This window comes from Pseudoalteromonas sp. AWH4_217, assembly GCF_056161105.1.
Map to the genome: position 1 here is coordinate 34,875 of NZ_JBSWYM010000009.1, position 21,194 is coordinate 56,068.

Genomic DNA, 21,194 nt, shown 5'->3' on the forward strand with positions numbered 1-21,194 from the left:
GGTGAGGGCATGAATAGATGGATTTGGGCTTGCTTGTGGGTTATCAGTAGTGGTGTTTCTGGTGCCACTACCATGCCAGATAATGCTGTGCAACCTGTCGCAGAGCAGGTAACGGGTTTAACAGCTTTAAACCTGATTGCGTTATGTTTTTGTGTTTATTTGTTGTGGGCACTGGGGCGATATTTGTATTTACAACAGCGTCATTCTGACAAAGAACAGTGTGCAAAACAAAAATGGCAGGTCTATCAAAATCTGGCAAGTTCTCTCGATGCAAAGAATTACACCATCCTCAGCCGTCACTTATATCCAAACCAGCTTGAAGCGCTGTCTCTTGATTGTGTTGTGTTGTCGCCTTTTGGTGTCTTCGTGATTGTTGTGATTGACCAGAAGGGACTTATTGCCGTTGAAACAGATAGCCAGGTTTGGCCCTGTCGCTACAAAAACAAAACACATTATCTGCCGAATCCACTTTCTGCTGCGGCACAACGCGCGTCAACACTGGCCAGTGTGCTCAATACGCCGTTTGGTGTACGCTGGATTGCGGTTTTTCCTGATGAAGCTGAGTTTAGCCCAACCCGACCAGCAGACTGTTGTACCGTGAGCGAGGTTGCACTGGATATACTCAGATATACCCGGTGTCAGTTTAGCCATGAGCAAACTCGTTTATTTGAACAAGCTGTTTTAGCCTATGGTGACCATCACAAGCGGCTTAGTGCCTGAAATATAGTTCTGCACAGACATTTTTGATGCGCAGTCATTGAATTCAGGGTACAATTGCGACTCTTTATCATTTCCCCTGCTGTATTTTATAAGGCATTAAACTGCTCGAATGACCGATCTGACTACACACCAAGCGTCTCGTAATCGACTTCTTATCGCACTTGCACTCACCTGTACCTTTATGATTATTCAGGTTATTGGTGCATATTACGCCAATTCACTGGCGGTGCTTGCCGATGCTGGACACCTCTTTGTGCACAATAGTTCATTGTTTATTGCGCTACTGGCTTCAGCTGTTGCTATTAAACTGGCCAAAACCTACAACGATGGCTACAAAAAAGCTGAGTATACCGGCGGTCTGCTCAATGGCCTGCTGTACTTATCTATTGCCGTGATTATTCTGCTTGAAGGCGGCGAACGCCTTGGACATCATGGTCAAGGCCATGATTTGAACGTAAATGCGTTTGCGATGTCGAGTATTGCGGCGGTTGGGTTCTTATTTCACGGTGCATCAGCCTGGGTGTTATATAAAGGGCGCAAAGATAGCATCAATGTTTACGCAGTGTTTTTACACTCTTTCTTTGACTTACTCTCTACTATTTCTACCTTTGTAGCGGGTGTACTTATTCACCTAACTAACTGGGAAGTCATTGACATTGTCTCCAGTATGCTGATTTCGGTGTTTGTTTTGTTTACAGGAATTAAGGTTATTTATACCTGTATTCAGGGGCTGAGAGAAAAAGCGCAGCTGTTGCCCGATGTGCAAAAACTGGAACAGTCAATCCTGTCGACGGAGCATGTCGACAGTGTTCATAACGTCACCGTGACTATGTTGGACAACCAGTTGACGGTTGGTGCGCATATTGTACTGAAACATCACTGTACCAATGAAATGCACGATGAGGCTTGTCGTTTGGAAGTCGAGCGGACCCTGATGAATGGCTTTGCGGTTAAACAATGTGTTTTGCAAATAGAAAGCCACGATTGTCCCGACCACTAAACTTGGCAAAACTCGATTTTTCCTTTACTTTTTAACAGTATCAGTAAAATTTAATTCATAAGTCAGCGCAAGTCAGGCGACATTTGTTTTGAATAGATGCAGGCGGTTGTTTATACCAATTTGCTTAATTAAGTGGTCTGCTTTGAGGCGAGAAAATATGCTCGATAACCAGACAAAAAATTTTGCTATTTAGTTGTTCTAAATAAGAAATTTTTAACACCGTTAGCGTCATATTTGCTCCTTCAAATTGACCTGGTATTAAGTGAAATTGGTATTATACAGCTGCATGAAAGTGTTTAGAGCCAGAGGAGCCTGAGTATTGTTTGGGAAAATTAAAGCATTACCTAAGGTAGCAATTGCGATTTTACTCGGGTTGTTAGGTGGTTTTGCAAACCTGTTACCTTTATGGTTCCTGGATAGCTCCGAGTTTTTACTTGGGCAACTGTTTGTAATTCTTGCATTAATGTCGCTGGGTTGGCGCTATGCACTATTGTGTGTGGCAATTGGTGCGGCTTTTATTTTTTACCGTTGGGGCCACTGTTGGCCCTCTATGGTATTTTTGTTAGAGATTGCCTGGTTACAGGTGTTTTGTGTCAGGCCCAATAAGCCTCTGTTTATGCGGGGGTTAGCATTTTGGGTGCTATTTGGCGTTCCATTGCTCTTCCTGTTTGGCAAGTTTGCCCTTGATCTCAACCTGCTTGTGATCATGACTGCTCTGGCTAAGTATTTTATTAATGCTGCAATCTGTCTGGTTATTGTTGATTTACTGTCGTTGTTTTTGTTCAAACAACTTTGGCAAGCCAAGCCCCTGTATCGTATTTTAAATTATATGATCAGCCACCTTATCATTCTGGTGGTTCTGGTCACAACGATTATGCTGACTAACAGCCACTATGAGCGCATTGAATATGAGGTCAGGGCGCAGCTGAGCGACGTGGCAAATACAACTGCACAGCGCATAGACAGCTTTTTGGGCAATCATCGCAGGGCACTGGCGGATGCTGCCTATAATATTGAGAGGGGTCTGGACAAGCAACAGACGATAACCCGATTGGTCGAGTCTTATCCCAATATTCGAACCGCTATCACGGCAGAGCAGTCCGGGCTGGTGACTCACTTTTATCCAGATACCTTAAGAACGAGTCTCGCAGGAGAAGTACCTGCAGTTTCTGATCGTCAGTATTTTATCCAGGCGCCTTACTACCCTGGTGGGTTTGTTTCAGGGATATTCCGTGGCCGAGGCTTTGGTGATGATTCGATTGTGGCGATATCGGCGCCTGTTTATCAACAAGGCGAGTTCGCCGGGATCGTGGAAGGTTCGGTATTTTTCAACACATTTGAGCAGTTTATCCCCCGAGTTTTGTCTCATATGGGGCACCTGATGATACTCGATAGTAATAATAAGGTGGTGTTTAGCTCATTAAAGTCTGACTTTAATACCCTCGATGAGATCAATGACGCTACCCTGGACACGTTAACCAATGACAATCAGAACCTGTATATAGGTAAAACAGAAGAAGTATTTTATCGACGAAGTGTTCGCTCCGAGCAGTTTGGCTGGCAGGTCATCAGTTTAATTGAGCGAAAGTACGTCAATATGGCGGTTGCATCTGCCTGGGGGCAATCATTTTTCCTTGCTTTGTTTATTATCGCGCTCAGCAGTGTACTGGTGAGTAAGCTGACCCGCATGTTGATTAACCCAATGCATGACTTGAGTAGCCGGCTCAATAGTTTTGATCCTGCCAGTCGCAATGATGATTTGTCGCCCAAAGAAGAAGCGACTTTTCTCGAAGTCATTACGTTACAACAGCAATTTACCCAACTGGCATTCAAGCTCTCAATGAGTTTTAAAAAGCTGCAAAAAGCGAATCAGGAAAATCAATCTCTGAATGCTCAGCTGACAAACTTTAACGCCCAGTTAGAGACGCAGGTTCAGGAAAAAACGGAAGAGCTGATTGACGCGCTTGACAGGGCAAACAAAGCCAGTTCCGCTAAGAGTTTGTTTTTGGCCAACATGAGCCATGAGATTCGCACGCCACTCAATGGCATCATTGGTATGACTGCGGATATGCAGCGCAATACACTCGACGAGGCGACCGCTGAGTCGTTGCAGATTATTTATCAGTCGGCGCATAACTTATTGTTAATATTGAATGATATTCTCGACTATTCAAAAATAGAAGCCGGAGCACTAGAGTTAGACAAGCAGGATGTTGCCTTTCATAAGGTATTGCATGCTCTGACAACCTCGTTTTGCAAAACTGGTGTCAAGCAAGGGGTATCGTTTAGTTCTGATGTTGATGCTTCGGTACCTGAATATCTGTTGCTGGATGAGCTGCGAGTCACGCAAATCATTAATAATTTGCTTAGCAACGCGGGGAAGTTTACGGAGCAGGGCAGTATTAAGCTGAATGCTCGATATATTAATGGTGCTTTACATATCGCCATCATAGATACCGGCGTTGGCATTGCGAAGGAAAAACAAAAACTGCTGTTTGGCGAGTTTATTCAGGCTGATGTCTCTACCACGCGCAAATATGGCGGAACGGGTCTGGGATTAACGATTTGCAAGCGGCTGGTAGAAGCTATGGGCGGTTCTATTGAGGTGGAAAGTGCCTCAGGTCAGGGTAGTACATTTTCTGTGATTATTCCTGCTGAACCAGGAGAAGCTCAGCATGAAGAGAAACAACAGGTTAACGCACCAAACTTACGTGGTGTAAATGTTTTATTGGTTGAGGATAACCCCATAAATCAGATCGTTGCCGCTAAGCTTATGGATCATACAGGGTGTAGCCTGACCAAGGCAAATGATGGCCTGGATGCACTGGCTCTGTTGAAAGGGAGTAATATTCCTCTGGTGTTGATGGACTGTCAGATGCCAAATATGGATGGCTTTGACTGTACGCGCCGAATAAGGCAAAACCCGGAGCTTTATGGTACACCCTATATTGTGGCCATCACAGCCAATGCCTTTAATGAAGACAGGGTTAAATGCCTGCAGGTAGGTATGGATGATTTTGTGTCTAAACCCATTGAGCCCGATGCGTTGTATCAATGCCTGCTGAGGTGGCAGGGCTAAACAACCAAATTCTGCTTGGGCATACAATGGTATGCCCGTCAGTTAGCTTACCTGTGCAACATCGGGCGGATACTTTTCAAATAGCCCTTTTACACTAAGCGGCTTTGAAAAATAATACCCCTGCATGTACTCGCATCCTAAATCCCTGAGAAAGCTGAGTTGTTGAGCGGTTTCAACGCCCTCGGCAATACAGGCCATGTTGAGATTTTGAGCAAGCATATAAATGGTTTTCACAATCGAGCGATTGTGGGGATGTGTTTCCAGGGTCCGAATAAAGCTTTGATCAATTTTTATAATATCGATAGGAAACTGGCTCAGGTAAGTAAGCGAAGAATAGCCTGTGCCAAAGTCATCCAGAAGCAGTGTAAAACCAAACTTTTTAAGCTCAGAGAGGGTTTTGCTGGCCTTATGCCTGTCGGCCAGAAAGCTGGTTTCGGTGATCTCTAACTTGAGCTGATGACTACTCAGATCAAACTCAGTGATAATGCTGTTCAGTGATGCCGCCAGATTATCACGCATAATATGCTGAGGTGACAAATTCAACGACAGATAAAATGAACTCTGTTGCTGAAAAAATGGAGCCAGCTCTTGCAGTGCATTACGCAGGGCTTGTGTTGTCATTCGTTCAATCAGCCCTACGTCCTCTGCAATGGGAATAAATTCAGCAGGTGAAACCGGCGTTGAATCTAACTGCCAGCGCATCAGAAGTTCCACACCCGTAAGAGCGTGATTTGTCGTATTTATGATTGGCTGATAATGGTTATAGAGCTGGTTGTCTTCAACAGCTTCTTTGAGAGCAGCCTCCAGGCTGAGTTTTCTGCTCATGTGAGCATTCATTTCACTGGTAAAGAACTTAAAGTTATTTCTGCCACTTTGCTTGGCACTGAGCATGGCGATATCCGCGTTGCGAAGCAAGCCTTCGGCAGTTTGCTCGTCAAATGGAAAGATAGCGACCCCCACACTGGCCGATATACTCATTGAAATACCATCCACGTCATATTTACTACACAGGTTGCTGATCATTTTCTGTACCAGTTCAGTGACCTGCGCAATGTCTTCGAATGTCTTAACCAACACAATAAACTCGTCGCCACTTTGTCGACCCAGTATGCAGTGCTGTGTCAATACACTGTTGATCCTTTTGGTGACTGCAATGAGGAGTTGATCTCCAGCTGAGTGGCCATAGGCGTCGTTAATGGGTTTGAACTTGTCCAGATCGATAAACAATAATGCGCACCCAGTGTTATTTTTGGTCGCGTTATAAATCGCAAACTCAATGTGCTGGAGCATGAGATTTCGATTGGGCAAATCGGTCAGGGCATCAAAGTTAGCCAGGTAACGAAGCTCACTTTGTGCCTGTTTCTGCTGTGATAAATCGGAGCCCACAATGACCAGAAATTCAATATCGCCCTGCTCATCGGCAATGGCATTGATACTGAGCTGGACTGTACTGTGTCGATCATCATCAAAAGTAATGTCGACTTCCTGCTTAATGTTTTCACGAACTTGTATTTTTCGTAGCGCGGCCAGTAGCTGACCGAGTTGCTGTCGGCCCAGCAACTTTGTTAATTTTGCTCGTGTCAGTTGTTCCTGTGGGTCATGATCATGAAGATCCAGTGCATCGGATAAACTCTGGTTTACGGATAACAGCTGCAGGTTGTTATCCAGGATCAATAACCAATCCTGGATCTGGGATAGGGCTTGTGCAAACATCGCGGCATTCAGCTGGCTTGCTTTGTGCTCAGTAATGTTGCTGTATACTCCTGAGACTCTGAGCGGCTTTCCATCGGTATTCCATTCACTGACTTTGGCGAGATCGTGATACCACAGCCAACCTTGTTGTTGAGAATAAATCCGATACGTAATAGACAGCTGACTGTCTGGTGCTGCCAGAAAACGTGCCCACTGACGTTGCACCATTTCTTGATCTTGTGGGTGAACCTTCTCAAAAAATGACTCCAGAGATAAAGGCTTACGTTGACTTGGGCCTTTCGAGTTGCCGAGCAAGGAGATTTGCCGAGTCTGGATATCCATACTCCATAATCCGCTCTGTGTTTTTTTAAGCGCTAAGTCTATCTGGGCTTTTGCATGGGCAAGTTCATCGAAAGTCTGCTGCAAAGCGCGCTGCTTTAGGCGGTGTCTGCGATAGATAATAGCGAGAGAGCCTAGTGCTAACAGCACATAGCTTACCATTGCCTGCGGTGTATTCCACCAGGCATGCTTAACCTGAAAATGAAGCTGCGAGTCCGAGAGCACTTCATTGCTTCCCGGTCTGTACTCCGTTAGCGACAGCGTATATTTACCTGGCTTTAAGTTATTAAAAAACAAGTAGTTATTTTTGATGTTTTGGATGTCTGCAGAAACAGGGCCGGACAGACGTGCATTAATAAAATGCTGCCGCACGCCAAACAGATTAAACTGGCTAAACTCAAATCGATACCCCATATCATCATATTCGAACTGCAGAGCCTGATCATGTAATTGTGCTGGTGACACCAGAAAGGGCCTGGACATCAGTTGCACATTTGAAAACCTGATCCTTTCCGCACCGGAGGACAAAATAAAGGCGTCGGGATTAAATTTAACCGCACCATTGGGTGTGCCAAATACAAGTTCTCCGGAGTATAAGGCTCGGCTAGCACCTAAGTTAAACTCATTGGTGACCAGCCCGTTTCTGTGGTCATAATGGTTGAGTTGCAGTGACGCCAGGTTAAGAGAATAAAGACCACTTTGACTGCTTATCCAAAGTTTATTGTGCAGGTCGCGTTCAATCTCATATAGGGTGTTCGAGTGCAGTCCCTGATTTTCTGTGAGATGTATAATCGGTTGATAACTGCTGGTTTCCAGGGCCACCAGCCCCATACTATTGGTTGCGAGCCAAAGCCGCCCCTGGCTATCTTGCTCCCAGTCGTTTACTGCGGGGTATGCATTACCCGGCTTGATATGGGATTGCCATATAGTACTTATTTCATGGCTTTGTCTGTTATAACTCAGTAAACCCTCGACCGTACTAAACAGCAGTTCATCCGGTCTGCCGGGTCTGGCAGGTAAAAACAACAGGTTTTGCAGGTTGTCGAGTTGAGCTTCCAGCTCACTCAGTGGCGTGATGGTTTGCAGCGCCAGATCATATAGAAAAATATTATGATGTGTATGAAACAGCAAAGTACGCTGATCGACCATAAATGAACCAACAAGGTGATCCGCATCACCCACCGGGAGAGGTGCCCCCGATCCTGCCAGAGCGGAAACTTGCCCGGTTTGAATATCAAACTGTTTTACACCTGTTTTGGTATCGAGCAGTAGGATATTGTCTGCCAAATAGGGCGAGGCGTAGATATTATAGACAGCATGACTACCATAAGCTGGCTTGCGATTTTCGTCTCTAAAATAACTTTGGGTCAACCTGGAGTGATTATTGGCCGAAAAGTGATGCAGTCCGTCATCACTCCCGAGCCAGAGCGATCTGTCGTTGTCCTGATGAATCGCCCAGAAGTTATTGTTGAAGTTGTCTTCGTGAAAAGCCAGTAACTTAAAACGGTAAGCCGATGTTGGCCAAACAAATGCGCCGCTATTGTTGGAGCCCATCCATATGTTGCCATGGTTATCCAATAGCATGGTTGGTATGGTGTTTTGTGGAGTCAGGTAGCGACTTTCATTAAATGAAAGTATTTTGCTGGCGTCGTGGTTTCGGCGATTTACAAGATATAAACCTGAGTCTGTCGCCAGGTATTCCCCGTATGGACCCTGTTCATGCGCCCAAATATTAAGATTTGGAATAAGCTGATAAGCTTGTTCGGTTTGCAATTGTTTGTCACTGGCCGGAATTACAAACAAGCCTTCTACAGTGCCCACAAGTAACCCTAGTGCGGGATCGGGCTTGAGCAGTTTTACATTATTGTTGAGCACTGATTTTTCTGTGTGACCTAAATGACTAAGTGAAACGAGCTGGCTATTGTCTAACTGAAAGAGGCCCGTTTCTGTGCCGACGAGTAACGTACCGTGCCATGCTAGCAAAGTCCGGATATAAGCACCATCTGGTAGAGTAGCTAAGCGTTGTGAAGTGTAGGTATTGGTATCTATCTGATACAGCATGTTTTCAATGGCAATGACGTAGTTGCTACCAAATTGGGTAACAGCACTTACAGCGGCATCAGGTGCAATACCCTGACGACTGTCCCGGGAAAATAACTTAATCAGGGAAAACGTATTGGTATTGAGTAAAAATGCTCCGGACTGGACGGTTGATATAAAAAGCTGATCATCATCTAACAAGCGGATCAAAATAATGTCACTACCAGAGAAGGTCTCCTGGCCATGAAAAGCACTAAACTGGTTGCCATCAAAACGGTTCAACCCCTGATGGGTCGCTATCCAGATATAGCCGTATTTATCCTGTGCAAACCCGGTAACACTGGACTGGGACAGTCCTTCTTGCGTTGACAGTCGGCTGATCTGATTTGCATAATAGGGCTCTGCAACCACACAGTGATGGCATAATAATAATAACGACAATATAACTGCTTTGAGCCAGTTGTTCATTCACACGTTCCCGGGCGCACATCAGTGAGCAGTCCATTCACGTTTTTGTGCAGTAACATTCGCTGAGTCATACTTTGCTCAGATTATGCTAATTATACCAATTTATATGGTGAGCAGAATGAGATTTCACAAAAATGCTGACGTATCGCTTTTTTTGAGAAAAAAGTCCTGCCACAACGAAATTATAAACCATTGAACTAAAAGGTGTATCAGAACTCACTTCAATGCAACTACGAATTATTCTCATTATTTCCGTATTTGTTGTTGATAACCATTTTTGTTTAGATTAAAATTGTACTCAGTTAAAGTTATTGAGAATGGTTTTCAGTTATGTATATCTGCATTTGCCACGGTGTCACGGATAAAAAAATCGCCGAGTCAATTGATGATGGTGCAAGGTCAATGCGCGATTTGAGCAAAGAGCTGGGTGTGGGTTCACAGTGCGGTAAGTGCTGTAACTGTGCTAAGAAAATACTGAACGAAAAGCTCATTGATATTGTGGATGTGACTGAGCAGGTCGCTTAATACCCGATATAAACAATAGCATTCTCGAGAAAAAGGGCCTTATGGCCCTTTTTTAGTATTACATTTGAGTCTGGAGATAATTTTCAATACCAGTGACTTTGATAAGATGCTGCTGAGTTTCCAGCCAGTCTATCTGCTCTTCCTGCTCATTGAGGATATTGTCCAGTGCTTCGCGGCTGATGTAATCCTGCTTTTCTTCGCACAAAGCGATGGCGTCAACCAGATCCCCTAAGGATGCTTGCTCAAAAGCCATGTTGGCCGCAATCATTTCCTCACTGTTTTCACCAATTTTGAGTCTACCCAGGTCTTGCAGGTTTGGTAATCCTTCAAGAAACAAGATGCGCTCTATTAGTCGGTCAGCATTTTTCATTTTCTGGATTGAGGTTCTATAGTCCGCTTTGTCCAGCTGAGTGAAACCGAAATCCTTAAACATACGCGCATGCAGGAAGTACTGGTTAATGCCAACTAACTCGTTCGCTAACACAGTATTGAGTGCGTTAATAACTGCTTTATCGCCTTTCATGATGATTCCTTATGCCAACTGAGATTGCAGGTAATTTTGGATACCGATTTTGTCAATCAGCCCAATCTGTTGTTCTAACCAGTAAACATGATCTTCTTCTGTATCAAACAGCAGTTTTTCCAGAACCGCTCTTGACTGGTAGTCCTGCTCTTGTTCGCAGATTTTGATCGCATGTTTAACGCTTTCTACCACTTCCAGCTCGAGCTTGAGGTCGTTTTCCATCATGGATTTGACGTCACTACCGATCAGCAGATCGCGGCGTTTAGTCATATTTGGGACACCTTCCAGGAAGAGGATGCGCTTGATCAGCCAGTCCGCATGGGTGGTTTCTTCTTCCATTTCGTGATTAAGACGCTCATAAAGCTTATTCAGTCCCCAGTCGTCATACATGCGAGAATGAATAAAGTACTGATCAATGGCTGCCAATTCGTTAGCCAGTAGCGCGTTGAATGCATCGATTACCTGTTGCTTGCCTTGCATATGTGTCACCTCAATTCGTTCTAAATTGCCGCCAGTGTACGTATATAAATTCACATGTCAACAAAAATGCTTTATAAATCAACATATTAAAAACTGATTATTATTCTCATTTCAGTTCAGTTTTTGGACTCTAAATAGCAATCAGGTGCAATAGGCGGTGTGTGTTTTGCTGTCGATAATTTACAGAGCTTGGCGATATGTCATTTGATACCCGATCATACCTATAAACTCACGGTCAGTGCGCGCATAATGGCACCAGATATATCGCAGTTTGCGGTGTTTATTGAGTTCCGAATATGGCGAGTATGGGCGCATGATTCGGTTATACTGGGTGTGAGTTGCAAAGAAGAGTGATGACATGTTGTCTTCAGAAGTATGCGCAAATGCGCGAAAAAGTCGGGATGCCCGCTTCGACGGTTTATTCTATGTCGCTGTTAAGAGCACCGGGATTTATTGTCGCCCGATTTGCCCTGCGCCCGCAGCGAAAGAGCACAATGTTGAATATTATCAACATGCCCATAATGCAGCACAGGCAGGATTCAGGCCTTGTATCCGTTGTCGGCCAGATAGTGCGCCTGGCAGCTATGCCTGGATGGGGACACAAACGACAGCCGTCAGGGCTAAGAGTCTGATAGATGGAGGCTTTCTGAGTGCAGGGAGTGTAGAGCATCTGGCAGAAAAACTGGGTATAACCTCGCGTTATCTGAGTAAATTATATCGACAGTATTATGGCATCGCACCAAAGCAATATGCGCTTTATAAGCAATGTGATCTTGCAAAACAATTGTTGCAGCAAACAAGCTTACCTGTCACTGAGATTGCGTATGCTTGTGGTTTTAACTCGCAGCGGCGCTTTAACGATGCATTCAGCCGACTTTATCAGATAACCCCGTCAAGCTTGCGCCAAGGTGTTCAGGCAAGTCGTCAGATCGAATTGATGATGTCATTTCGCCCTCCTTATAACTGGTCAGCCCTTAGAAGCTTTTTGGCACATCGGCTGGTGACGCCGTTGGAGTGGTTAGAAGGTATGGCTTATGGGCGCAATTTTAATTTGGGGGTTTATCATGGTCGTTTTACAGCCAGGTTTGAGGAGCAAAAAAATCGTTTCAGGGTAAGCATTGAGATCAACGATCTTAAAGGGTTACCCCAGGTTGTGAGTAATATTCGTCGGGTGCTGGACCTGGATGCTGACACTGTGTTTATAGAATCACACTTACGGCGGCAGTGTCCCGACATGTCTCTTGAGGATGGGCTCAGGCTACCAGGGATCTGGACGCCTTTTGAAGCGGGTATTCGGGCAATTTTGGGCCAGCAGATCAGTGTTGTTGCGGCAAAGAACCTAATGATCAAACTGGTGGAGCAGCTCGGTAATCAACAAGCGGATGGTACGTTTCAATTTCCAAGTCCGCAAGCGATAGCAGGATCTGAACTGACATTTTTCAAAATGCCCGCGCGTCGAAAACTCGCTATTATTGCGTTAGCGCAGCACTATGTATCAGAGCCGGATTGTATGCCTGAATCTTGGCTAACAATCAAAGGGATAGGGCCCTGGACCGTGGATTACGCTAAAATGCGTGGTCTGAGCGCACCTGATATTTATCTGGGTGGTGATTTAGGTGTACAAAAAGCAATTGACCGGCTAGGGCAGATCGATGTACCCAGCTGTGCCCCTTTCAGAAGTTACCTGACTTTTCAGCTGTGGCAGCAACTAACTTGAGCAAGCATTGATTCAGTGGAGAAAAACTATGATGATTCAAACACATTTGGCAAGTCCGGTAGGCGAGATCACGTTGCAGGCGAGTGATAAGGGGCTTTCTTACGTCGGCTTTGCTCCCAAGGTACACTTGTCTGAGGGAACAAACCGGCACCTTGATAAAGCGTGCCTTCAATTAACAGAATACTTTGCAGGAAAGCGTGAACGATTTGATGTGGCATTGGATACACAAGGTACCCCTTTTCAGAAGGCCGTGTGGCGATTGCTATGTGACATTCCTTTTGGTGAAACCAATACCTATGGCTGGATGGCGGCAGAGCTAAACAATCCCAAAGCTGTCAGAGCCGTTGGTGCGGCAAATGGCAAGAACCCAATTAGCATTATCGTACCTTGCCACAGGATCATAGGCGCCAATGGCAAACTAACAGGGTATGCTGGTGGGTTGGACAGAAAATCATGGCTGCTTGCCCATGAAGGGATAAAAATTACCTTGTAATGTTTGCGCCGCGTAGCCAAGCCATCAGGTGGGTTATATAATAAGAGAAAGCCCGACTTAAAGTCTGTTTTAATGCGATTTATTTTAATCTCTTTGTTGTTTTTGTTTGTCGCTCACCACGCCAGCGCAAAAGTGTCTGTCAGATTGTGTTATGAAGATAAGCATATCCCACCTTTCTTTTTGGGTAATGGGTTGGATGTACCCAGAGAAAACCCGGGGGCAACCATTGAGATTTTACGCCTTCTTGAGACTCGAGTTGGCGGTGTGCAGTTTGAGTTTGTTCGTAAACCCTGGCAACGCTGCCTGTATGAAATTAAACGAAACCGGGTGGATGCCGTTATCGCCAGCTATCGTCCTGCTCGGGAGTCCTTTCTGTCTTACCCGCTCAATGAAGATGGGTCGCCGAACACACTTAGCTCAATCAGCCGGCTGGGAACGTGTTTGGTCGGTATGGCACAATTGAAAACAGCCATGAGCACCCAGCACTATCCCATTAACCTTGCTGTGCCCAGAGGTTATTCCGTGGCTGACTCTGTCGGCAGTGATAAATACACCATACTGAATACTGACTCGCAAAGTGATGCCTTTGAGCTTGTACTCAAGGGCAAGGTACACGGCACCTTTGGCTTGTGTCAGGTCGATGGCAAAGCGGTGTCAGCATTCCCTTATCGTCGGCAGTTAGAAGCCGTTTATCCGCCTTTAGACATCAGTTTTGGTTATCTTACGTTTTCCAAACAGTTCAGAGAGCTACATAGTGAAACAGCACTTGCCCTGTGGTCCTCATTAAGCACCACTGAACTTCATCACATTTATATTGCGTATATAAACAGGCAAAGTTATCCCGGTGATACACAAGATAGCAGTAAGGTGCCTTCGCAACCGTCATGGCATGTGTTTGAGTAAGCTGGCTAATCTGCGGCAGTTTGGGTAGACTATCGCGAATTTTTAGCGGCTGATACATATACCATGGCGCAATTATACTTTTATTATTCAGCAATGAATGCTGGTAAGTCCACAACGCTTTTACAATCTGCATTTAACTACCGAGAGCGGGGTATGAATCCGTTTATTCTTACCGCGGCGCTTGATGACCGTGCGGGTGTAGGCAAAGTGGCCTCTCGTATTGGCCTTGAAGCTGACGCGCATACCTATGAGCCAGCCACGGAGCTGTTAAGCCTTATCAACAAACACCACGATGAGCAACCGCTGGACTGTATCCTGGTAGATGAAAGCCAGTTTCTGAGTAAACAGCAGGTTTCGCAGTTGACCGATGTGGTCGATTTATTGGGTATACCCGTACTTTGCTACGGGCTAAGAACGGATTTTCGTGGTGAGTTATTCGAAGGGGCGCAGTACTTACTGGCCTGGGCAGATAAATTGATTGAACTTAAAACAGTTTGTCATTGCGGCCGTAAGGCGAATCATGTGTTACGACTAGACGCCTCGGGACGCGCGATTGCGGATGGTGCTCAGGTTGAAATTGGCGGTAATGATCGGTACGTATCGGTTTGTAGAAAGCATTATAAGGCAGAGCTCAATAAGCTTTGAGCGCTGCCCTGATTTTAAAAGCGCCAGGCGATAAAGCGGCTGACCTTCTGGCCCTGCTGCATTTCGATAACTCTGATATCGCTTGGCTTGACAGCTTGCAGTGCTTTTTTTAACGCTGGCAGGTTGTCTTTTTTGGATACCAGTGAAGTAAACCAGCCAACCTGCTCTGCGAACATCACACTTTCTTTGATCATGGTTTTGATAAACGCCAGTTCGCCACCCGGGCACCAGAGTTCAGGTGCGTGACCGCCAAAATTCAATTTAGCACTTTGTTGTGCTCTACCCAAATTACGCCATTTTCTTGCCGTGCCCGCTTGCGCCGCTTGTTCACTCTCATGAAAAGGGGGATTACACAGGGTGAGCTGATAGTGATCTTTTGCAGAGATGATCCCGCGAAAAATCGCCCGCTCATCTTTTTGCTGTCTGACTTTAATACCCAGGCCATTAGCTTTGGCTATGGTCTGCGCCACCGATACTGCCATCGGGTTTATGTCTGAACCTGTAAAGTGCCAGCCATATTCAGCCTGACCTATCAAGGGGTAGATCAAGTTGGCACCAGTACCAATATCAAGACAACGGATCTGTTTACCCGTCGGGGGAGTTCCATGGTTATCGTCGGCCAGTAAGTCCGCCAGGGCATGAATGTAATCCGCACGTCCGGGCACAGGTGGGCACAGGAAAGGCTCAGGTAACTGCCAAAACTTGACTCCATAGTCGCAGGACAAAAGTGCCTGATTTAATGCCACAATGGCTGCTCTGTCGGCAAAGTCTATGGTGTCCTCTCCACGTGGACTGGTGATGAGGTACTGCTTTAAAGCTGGGTTTGCAGTACAAAGCCGGGCGAAATCGTAGCCCTGTCGGTGTTTATTTCTGACGTGCATTAGGTATGTGTCAATTCTCTTACTTGGTGGATTGTGCATTATATCTAAATTCTGTTGCTCGCGCCGCTACTTTGCCGAAGGAAGCAGGAACAGGCACGAGTAGGCAATCTTGCGATGACTATGTCTGGCTGGTACGATGAGTTTAAACAATGATGAATTAATCTAGCATGATCAAGCAAAACTCTCTCTTTGTACCAGTGTCAGATGGATACCAGCTGCATCTTCGCCATATCTACCATGAGCAGGCAATGGGGCCGACGGTGTTGATGTTGCATGGCGCCGTCGAGAATGGAAAGATTTTTTACACCCATAGTAATAAAGGGCTTGCCCCTTTTCTGGCAGAGCAGGGTTATCAATGCTTTGTGGCTGATTTGCGTGGCAGAGGAGACAGCAAGCCGGCCATCAGCAAGGAAGACAGGCATGGGCAGACAGAATCTATCATTGAGGATATCCCCGCCATTTTAAAATTTATCACAGATAAAACAGGTAAACGTCCACAGTTTTGGGTCGCTCACTCTTGGGGAGGCGTGCTGCTAAACAGTGTACTGGCTCGGTTTGAGCAAGAGCGTGAACATGTCAGTGCTTGTGTATACTTTGGGACAAAACGTAGCCTGTATAATCGTCATCCAGAAAAGTTGCTCAAAGCTAATTTGATTTGGTACACATTGGCATTTTGGCAGGTCAACAAGCATGGCTATCTTCCGGCTCGGCGGCTTAAATGGGGGTCGGACAATGAGACGCGTAAGTCTCACGCACAAAGCGTACAGTGGGCAAAGCGAAAACCTTGGGTTGATAGTGATGATGGTTTTGACTATGCGGCAGCACTTAAGGACCGTGCGTTACCGCCGACTTTGCATATAGCAGGAGTCAAAGATAAGGCTCTTGCGCAGCCCATTGACATTAAAAAGTTTATGGCTGAGTCAGGCACAGGCGTTCAGGAGATAAAAGTGTATGGCCGGCGCTATGGTCATCAGCATGATTATGATCACATCAATATGCTGACCCACAGCGGTGCACGTCAGGATCAGTTTTCAGATCTGCTTGCCTGGTTTGAGCAATACAAAGAAGCCTGATCACACAGGCGACTTAGCGCCGGGTTGCTCCATCGCCAATTCCTTAGTCATCAGTGCTTCAAATTTTTTCCAGTTAATCAGAGGCGCAGAATTAAGAGGTTTGCGAACCTGTGCCTTGCTCAGCGTTGTGACCACTTTGTGGCTTTTGTGGAATTCCATACACTCAGGCTCGTATTTTTGGTACATAAAATTCAGGGCCTTTCTAATCTCTCGTTCAGGTTGCTCAAGTAGCTTTTCATAACTCAGAGTATGAATATTTCGGGGCAGCATGGCTTTAAAATGCGTCATTACATCGTCCGTCATGTCACTGTAAAGCTGGTACTCCTGCAAAGAGCAGAAGTAGGGCTCATCTTCTGCGAAATGATTACTATAGACTGACCAGGCATTGGGCATAAACTCCCTGGTTATATGTATAAAGCGAGCATCAGGAAACATTTTATAGATCAGGCCAATATTCTGAAAATTTGCTGGCAGCTTGTTTATCACCGCCTCTTCTGCAACACGGTGTCGCTTAATCTCATCAACGTACAAATTACGGCAATGATCGAGCATGGAGGTACTGAGTGTTTTTACGCAGTCCGGAAACGGGGCTTCGTTACGCATGCTCAGATAGGGCACAATATCGTCACTGATCACTGTACTCTCACCCATTGAGCCAACCTGTGAGTGCTGGATCAGCATTTGTTCAAGTAAGGTAGAACCAGTCCGTGGCAGACCGACGATAAACACGGGTGTAAAAGTCGCTTTTACTTTGTCCGCTGGCTTGTCAAAGAAGTCTTGATTAAAACTCTGTTTCAGGTATTCGAAAAAGGGCAACATAGCAGATGTGTGGAAATCACACATATCGTGCTGAGCTGAATTCGCTTGCTGATAATGACTGAACGCGGTGTCTACGTCTGATAACTTCTCAAAGGCTTTTGCTTTAGCGTAATGGACCACTATCTGTACTCTTGGGTTGTCGATATCTTCAGCCAATGAATCGAGTAGCGCCAGATAGTCGTTGAGCTTCTCACCTTCAGTGAGTTTGATCAACTCGTGGATCATAAAGACGGTAATCGCAGAGTGGGGGCAGGATAAACCGGCCTCGAAGACATTTCGAGCGTTATCAATAAAGCCATAGTCCAGATAAAACTGACCCAGATGGTAGTGGGCCTGTGCATTATGTCTTGCTACGCTTAACGTATATTCGAGCACAGTTTTGGCATCAACGGGCGATCCGACGGCAATAAATGCATCGGCCAGCGCATACAAGGGATCGAGCATTTTTGGTAAATGTTCGCACGCGCGTTTTAAATAGTATATGGCATTGTCATATTGCTCAAGTCGCATACAGATCCTGCCAAGGCCAAACAGGGCTTTGCCATTTTTTGGGTTTTGTTTCAGGACTTGTTTAAACATGAACTCGGCTTCACGCAAGCGATTCTCTTCGAGTAATTCTGAGGCTCTTTCTAGCAGTAACATGTGGTTATAAAGAAGTTTTTTATACATGATAGAAATAAAAAGGGGAAATAGCTATAGCTACTTCCCCCTTTGTTTCTGGGTTACAGTAAGTCGTTAGAATGTGTAGGTTGCTTTCACATAGTAGAAGCCACCATTGATCCCAAATGGAGACGTCTCGTAGTAGATACCACCCCAGTTGTTTGCAGGAGTAAGTTCTGTGGCACCTTCCTCCAGGAAGTCGACTACTTTCTCTGCATCCTGATCAAAGATGTTGTTTGCACCAACAGTCAGGCTGATGTTTTCAGTCGCAAAGTAAGTTAACTCAGCATCGAACGTGAAGCTAGGATCGGCCATGATAGCTGTTGCATCATAGTCTACGTGTACGCCCTGATACTCACCATAGTAGTTGTAACGAAGGAAGCCTGAGAAGTCTTCCCACTGTTGCGTCCAGGTATAGGTCGCCCTGTGTTCTGGCAAGTCTTTTTCCAGGCGCGCTACCTTGAAGTCACCAGTTATCTCTGAGAACTTATCAACTTTGGTTTCATTCCAGTTATATGCAGCACTGAATGTCGCAAAGCCACCCAACAGGTCCATAGAATAGTTCGCAACTATATCTACACCCTGAGTTGTGGTATCGAAGTCGTTGGTAAAGAAAGAGACCTGCGCTATGCTGTCCACATTTGGAACGCCATCCGCTTTTAATGCCGCTTTTTGTTCCAGCGTTAAATCGACCTTTTTAGACTGGCTCAGACGATCTTCAACTTCAATATTGTAATAGTCTATGGTCAGGAACAAATCGCCCGATTGATAGACTGCACCAAAGGTGTAACTTTGTGACTCTTCCGGCTGCAGCTCACTACCACCGAGTATTTGTGAAACCGGGTTAGTTGGTGGTAATAGTGCCGAGTCAACCAGTACACCGCTGCTCAGGTTAGTTTGAACGTTACTGACATTGGCCTGGCCAACGGTCGGTGCACGGAAACCTGTACTTAGTGAGCCGCGTAGCGCCAGATCTTCTGTGGCGTGATATTGCCAGGTTACTTTGTAGTTGGTTGTTGACCCAAAAGTATCGTAGTCCTCGTAGCGCAATGCCCAGCCCATCAGGAACTCTTCAGTAAAGGGCGTTTCGATATCGATATAGGCTGCGTAGCTGCGGCGTGAGAACTCACCACCTTGTGACGGTTTAAAGCCAGGGAAACCATTAGAGCCTATGCCAAACCCTTGCTGTGTTAAAGGGCCCGCGGTAAATGAGGGCTCATCACCCGGGATTACTTCAAAGGTTTCTTCTTTCCACTCCAGACCACCAGCAACGTTGACATCGTAAGCGAGGCCAAAGTCATAACCTTTTGAAAAATCAGCGTTGAAGTTCTTCTCAAGCTGAATGTATTTGCCCGGGCTGAAATCCATCGGCGTGTCAGGACCCATAGAGGCGTTGATGGTGTTGGTGATAAAGTAGCGAGACTCGTTTCGGCCTACTGAACCGCTGAAGTCATAATACGCGCCTTCCATAAAACCACTTGTAAACTCACCCTTGGTACCTATGGTAAGTGACGTATCAGTGATATTACCACCGAAGAAAGGCGTAAAACCGGCGGGCAGCATGTTGTTAAAGGCAAAACAATTTGCTGCGGCAAGCGAATCCAGGGCTGCCTGATCCGGTAAGCCATTAGCTTGTAGCTCAACAACGGGGCAGTTGATCTGCTGGTCGTACCCATCCAGAGAACCCACTAAGATAGTTGGCGTTGCATCATCCCACAATTTCTGCTGATCTTCATCGGTTGGATGACGCCTGGTTGGCGTGCCATTAACGTTACGGATCACGCCGTTATAAACTTGTCCACGTGTAGTTGGGTTACGATAGTAGAAGCCGCCTTTGACATCCCGCTCTGAATAGTTACCGAACATGTAGAACTGGGAATCGTTGGTCAGTTCAAGTCCGACATTACCAAACAGGGTGATGTCGTCGTTGATTTCTGGTGCACCCCAGACCTGAGCCGGGTCTCTCACACCTTCTAAACCTGCATCAATAAGAGCTTGTGCATCCGGGCGTTGTACACTACGGCTGGTTGGATCGGCTTCTTTATACTGGAAGCTTAAGTTCGCAAAGCCCTGATCAGTGAATGGCAGGCCAATGTTACCTTCTATCGTAGTTGTATCACCGTCGCCTTCATAGTATTGGCCTTGTTTGACTGAGATACTGCCGCCTTCAGAGGCATCTTTAAGTACAAAGTTGAGTACCCCGGCGATGGCATCAGAACCATACTGAGCTGCTGCACCATCACGCAGAACTTCAACTTGCTTAAGTGCAATACTCGGGATAACAGAAATGTCCGGGCCCTGAGCACCATCGTTAATACCCCCGCCCAAGAACGCAATGACAGATGAACGGTGGCGACGTTTACCATTCAGTAAAATTAAGGTTGAGTCGGCGGGCAGACCACGTAAGTTGGCCGGGCGTACCAAACTTGCTGCATCACTAATTGGGTTAGCGTGAACGTTCAGAGAGGGTACTGAACCTTTTAACAATTCCAGCATATCGTCGCCACCGGCCTTACTCAGATCATCACCGCCTATGATGTCGATTGGTACGGGTGAATCACCCACTGAACGCGGTGCTGCACGTGAGCCTACCACGGCGATTTTCTCTATTTTTTTGTTTTCGGCACCGGCATCAGACTCTTCTGCCTGTACGCTGGTAATCGCTAACCCCATTGTTGCTGTTGACGCTAGTGCAAAATTAATCGCACGACTAAGCGCGTTTGTCTGTAGTTTCATCCTGTTTCCCCAGTTATTATATGTTGTCATTTCTAACAATATACATAAGTTGCACATCTTTAGTTAACTGTGTATGTACTATTTATTAAAGATAATTGCAAATATGTTCATTGCACCTATAAAGGTAGCAGTGAATTTTACTAGGTCAAATTTTTCAATAACTTTTTGTTTGCGGTACAAAAAACAGTCTTTTTTGGTATCTGTAGAGGTACAGGTTGGCATGAAATATGTTCACTAAAATGTCATTATTGTGCACATCAGCATGATTTTTCATTGGGATGTTTAAAATGTAAACTGTTGCTTTATTCATCTCGCTTGTCCACGGGTGAGATGAATAAAGCTGGTATAAGACTAATAGGTTGGGAACAGTTGGTGAGACTTACGTATGCTAACGTCTCGTT

At 45.7% G+C, this 21,194-nt stretch carries 15 protein-coding genes; 9 read left to right on the top strand and 6 right to left on the bottom strand.

From position 1 onward, the window contains the following. Positions 1 to 9 precede the first annotated feature (9 nt). The 3 genes from ACXAH1_RS12595 (at position 10) to ACXAH1_RS12605 (ending at position 4,799) form a co-directional block, all read left to right on the top strand. Entirely contained in the window at positions 10 to 720 is a 711-nt protein-coding gene (locus tag ACXAH1_RS12595) for a nuclease-related domain-containing protein (protein WP_475197150.1), read from the top strand. 109 nt (positions 721 to 829) lie between these two features. After that, positions 830 to 1,720: a cation diffusion facilitator family transporter gene (locus tag ACXAH1_RS12600; RefSeq protein WP_475197151.1), complete on the top strand. Its 891-nt coding sequence runs from the start codon at positions 830 to 832 to the stop codon at positions 1,718 to 1,720. Between the two features lie 319 nt (positions 1,721 to 2,039). Next, entirely contained in the window at positions 2,040 to 4,799 is a 2,760-nt protein-coding gene (locus ACXAH1_RS12605; RefSeq protein WP_475197152.1) for a hybrid sensor histidine kinase/response regulator, read from the top strand. A gap of 42 nt (positions 4,800 to 4,841) precedes the next feature. On the opposite strand, the gene ACXAH1_RS12610 is transcribed toward ACXAH1_RS12605, so the two are convergent. Further along, the gene (locus ACXAH1_RS12610; RefSeq protein ID WP_475197154.1) at positions 4,842 to 9,338 is read right to left on the bottom strand and encodes an EAL domain-containing protein; all 4,497 of its coding nucleotides are present in this window, start codon (positions 9,336 to 9,338) and stop codon (positions 4,842 to 4,844) included. Positions 9,339 to 9,668: 330 nt separating this feature from the next. On the opposite strand from ACXAH1_RS12610, the gene ACXAH1_RS12615 reads away from it, so the two are divergent. Next, positions 9,669 to 9,863 carry a (2Fe-2S)-binding protein gene (locus ACXAH1_RS12615; RefSeq protein ID WP_010380974.1) on the top strand — a complete coding sequence of 65 codons (195 nt, stop codon included), beginning with the start codon at positions 9,669 to 9,671 and terminating at the stop codon, positions 9,861 to 9,863. A gap of 58 nt (positions 9,864 to 9,921) precedes the next feature. Here the strand turns inward: ACXAH1_RS12615 and bfr (ACXAH1_RS12620) are convergent, their stop codons facing one another. Beyond that, complete coding sequence (gene bfr / locus ACXAH1_RS12620) at positions 9,922 to 10,386, bottom strand: bacterioferritin (RefSeq protein WP_475197155.1); 465 nt, start codon at positions 10,384 to 10,386, stop codon at positions 9,922 to 9,924. Positions 10,387 to 10,395: 9 nt separating this feature from the next. Beyond that, the gene (bfr, locus tag ACXAH1_RS12625) at positions 10,396 to 10,866 is read right to left on the bottom strand and encodes a bacterioferritin (RefSeq protein ID WP_046003410.1); all 471 of its coding nucleotides are present in this window, start codon (positions 10,864 to 10,866) and stop codon (positions 10,396 to 10,398) included. Positions 10,867 to 11,224: 358 nt separating this feature from the next. On the opposite strand from bfr (ACXAH1_RS12625), the gene ACXAH1_RS12630 reads away from it, so the two are divergent. The 4 genes from ACXAH1_RS12630 (at position 11,225) to ACXAH1_RS12645 (ending at position 14,624) form a co-directional block, all read left to right on the top strand. Beyond that, positions 11,225 to 12,583 carry a DNA-3-methyladenine glycosylase 2 family protein gene (locus ACXAH1_RS12630; protein WP_475197157.1) on the top strand — a complete coding sequence of 453 codons (1,359 nt, stop codon included), beginning with the start codon at positions 11,225 to 11,227 and terminating at the stop codon, positions 12,581 to 12,583. Positions 12,584 to 12,611: 28 nt separating this feature from the next. Further along, entirely contained in the window at positions 12,612 to 13,076 is a 465-nt protein-coding gene (locus tag ACXAH1_RS12635) for a methylated-DNA--[protein]-cysteine S-methyltransferase (protein WP_475197158.1), read from the top strand. 72 nt (positions 13,077 to 13,148) lie between these two features. Then, complete coding sequence (locus tag ACXAH1_RS12640) at positions 13,149 to 13,979, top strand: type 2 periplasmic-binding domain-containing protein (protein ID WP_475197159.1); 831 nt, start codon at positions 13,149 to 13,151, stop codon at positions 13,977 to 13,979. A 63-nt stretch (positions 13,980 to 14,042) separates the two neighbouring features. Continuing rightward, positions 14,043 to 14,624, top strand: a complete 582-nt coding sequence (locus ACXAH1_RS12645; RefSeq protein WP_253049828.1) for a thymidine kinase — start codon at positions 14,043 to 14,045, stop codon at positions 14,622 to 14,624. Between the two features lie 14 nt (positions 14,625 to 14,638). Here ACXAH1_RS12645 and rlmF read toward each other — a convergent pair whose 3' ends face one another. Further along, a complete protein-coding gene (gene rlmF / locus ACXAH1_RS12650; RefSeq protein ID WP_475197161.1) occupies positions 14,639 to 15,505 on the bottom strand; it encodes a 23S rRNA (adenine(1618)-N(6))-methyltransferase RlmF in 867 nt (288 codons plus the stop codon). A 167-nt stretch (positions 15,506 to 15,672) separates the two neighbouring features. Between rlmF and ACXAH1_RS12655 the strand changes: the two genes are divergently transcribed. After that, complete coding sequence (locus ACXAH1_RS12655) at positions 15,673 to 16,578, top strand: alpha/beta fold hydrolase (RefSeq protein ID WP_475197163.1); 906 nt, start codon at positions 15,673 to 15,675, stop codon at positions 16,576 to 16,578. Here the strand turns inward: ACXAH1_RS12655 and ACXAH1_RS12660 are convergent, their stop codons facing one another. Together ACXAH1_RS12660 and ACXAH1_RS12665 are read right to left on the bottom strand one after the other, a co-directional pair. Further along, on the bottom strand, positions 16,579 to 18,066 hold the full coding sequence (locus tag ACXAH1_RS12660; RefSeq protein ID WP_475197165.1) for a tetratricopeptide repeat-containing sulfotransferase family protein: 1,488 nt from the start codon (positions 18,064 to 18,066) through the stop codon (positions 16,579 to 16,581). It abuts the gene before it with no gap. A 66-nt stretch (positions 18,067 to 18,132) separates the two neighbouring features. After that, positions 18,133 to 20,793, bottom strand: coding sequence for a TonB-dependent receptor plug domain-containing protein (locus ACXAH1_RS12665; RefSeq protein WP_475197166.1), 2,661 nt, complete (start codon positions 20,791 to 20,793; stop codon positions 18,133 to 18,135). Between the last annotated feature and the right edge of the window lie 401 nt (positions 20,794 to 21,194).

Bases quoted from the DNA above. Each gene is read 5' to 3' on its own strand.
- ACXAH1_RS12640 (WP_475197159.1), top strand. From the start codon at position 13,149: ATGCGATTTATTTTAATCTCTTTGTTGTTTTTGTTTGTCGCTCACCAC.
- ACXAH1_RS12595 (WP_475197150.1), top strand. From the start codon at position 10: ATGAATAGATGGATTTGGGCTTGCTTGTGGGTTATCAGTAGTGGTGTT.
- ACXAH1_RS12615 (WP_010380974.1), top strand. From the start codon at position 9,669: ATGTATATCTGCATTTGCCACGGTGTCACGGATAAAAAAATCGCCGAG.
- bfr (WP_475197155.1), bottom strand. From the start codon at position 10,386: ATGAAAGGCGATAAAGCAGTTATTAACGCACTCAATACTGTGTTAGCG.
- ACXAH1_RS12645 (WP_253049828.1), top strand. From the start codon at position 14,043: ATGGCGCAATTATACTTTTATTATTCAGCAATGAATGCTGGTAAGTCC.
- ACXAH1_RS12630 (WP_475197157.1), top strand. From the start codon at position 11,225: ATGTTGTCTTCAGAAGTATGCGCAAATGCGCGAAAAAGTCGGGATGCC.
- ACXAH1_RS12610 (WP_475197154.1), bottom strand. From the start codon at position 9,338: ATGAACAACTGGCTCAAAGCAGTTATATTGTCGTTATTATTATTATGC.
- ACXAH1_RS12600 (WP_475197151.1), top strand. From the start codon at position 830: ATGACCGATCTGACTACACACCAAGCGTCTCGTAATCGACTTCTTATC.
- rlmF (WP_475197161.1), bottom strand. From the start codon at position 15,505: ATGCACGTCAGAAATAAACACCGACAGGGCTACGATTTCGCCCGGCTT.
- bfr (WP_046003410.1), bottom strand. From the start codon at position 10,866: ATGCAAGGCAAGCAACAGGTAATCGATGCATTCAACGCGCTACTGGCT.
- ACXAH1_RS12655 (WP_475197163.1), top strand. From the start codon at position 15,673: ATGATCAAGCAAAACTCTCTCTTTGTACCAGTGTCAGATGGATACCAG.
- ACXAH1_RS12635 (WP_475197158.1), top strand. From the start codon at position 12,612: ATGATGATTCAAACACATTTGGCAAGTCCGGTAGGCGAGATCACGTTG.
- ACXAH1_RS12660 (WP_475197165.1), bottom strand. From the start codon at position 18,066: ATGTATAAAAAACTTCTTTATAACCACATGTTACTGCTAGAAAGAGCC.
- ACXAH1_RS12665 (WP_475197166.1), bottom strand. From the start codon at position 20,793: ATGAAACTACAGACAAACGCGCTTAGTCGTGCGATTAATTTTGCACTA.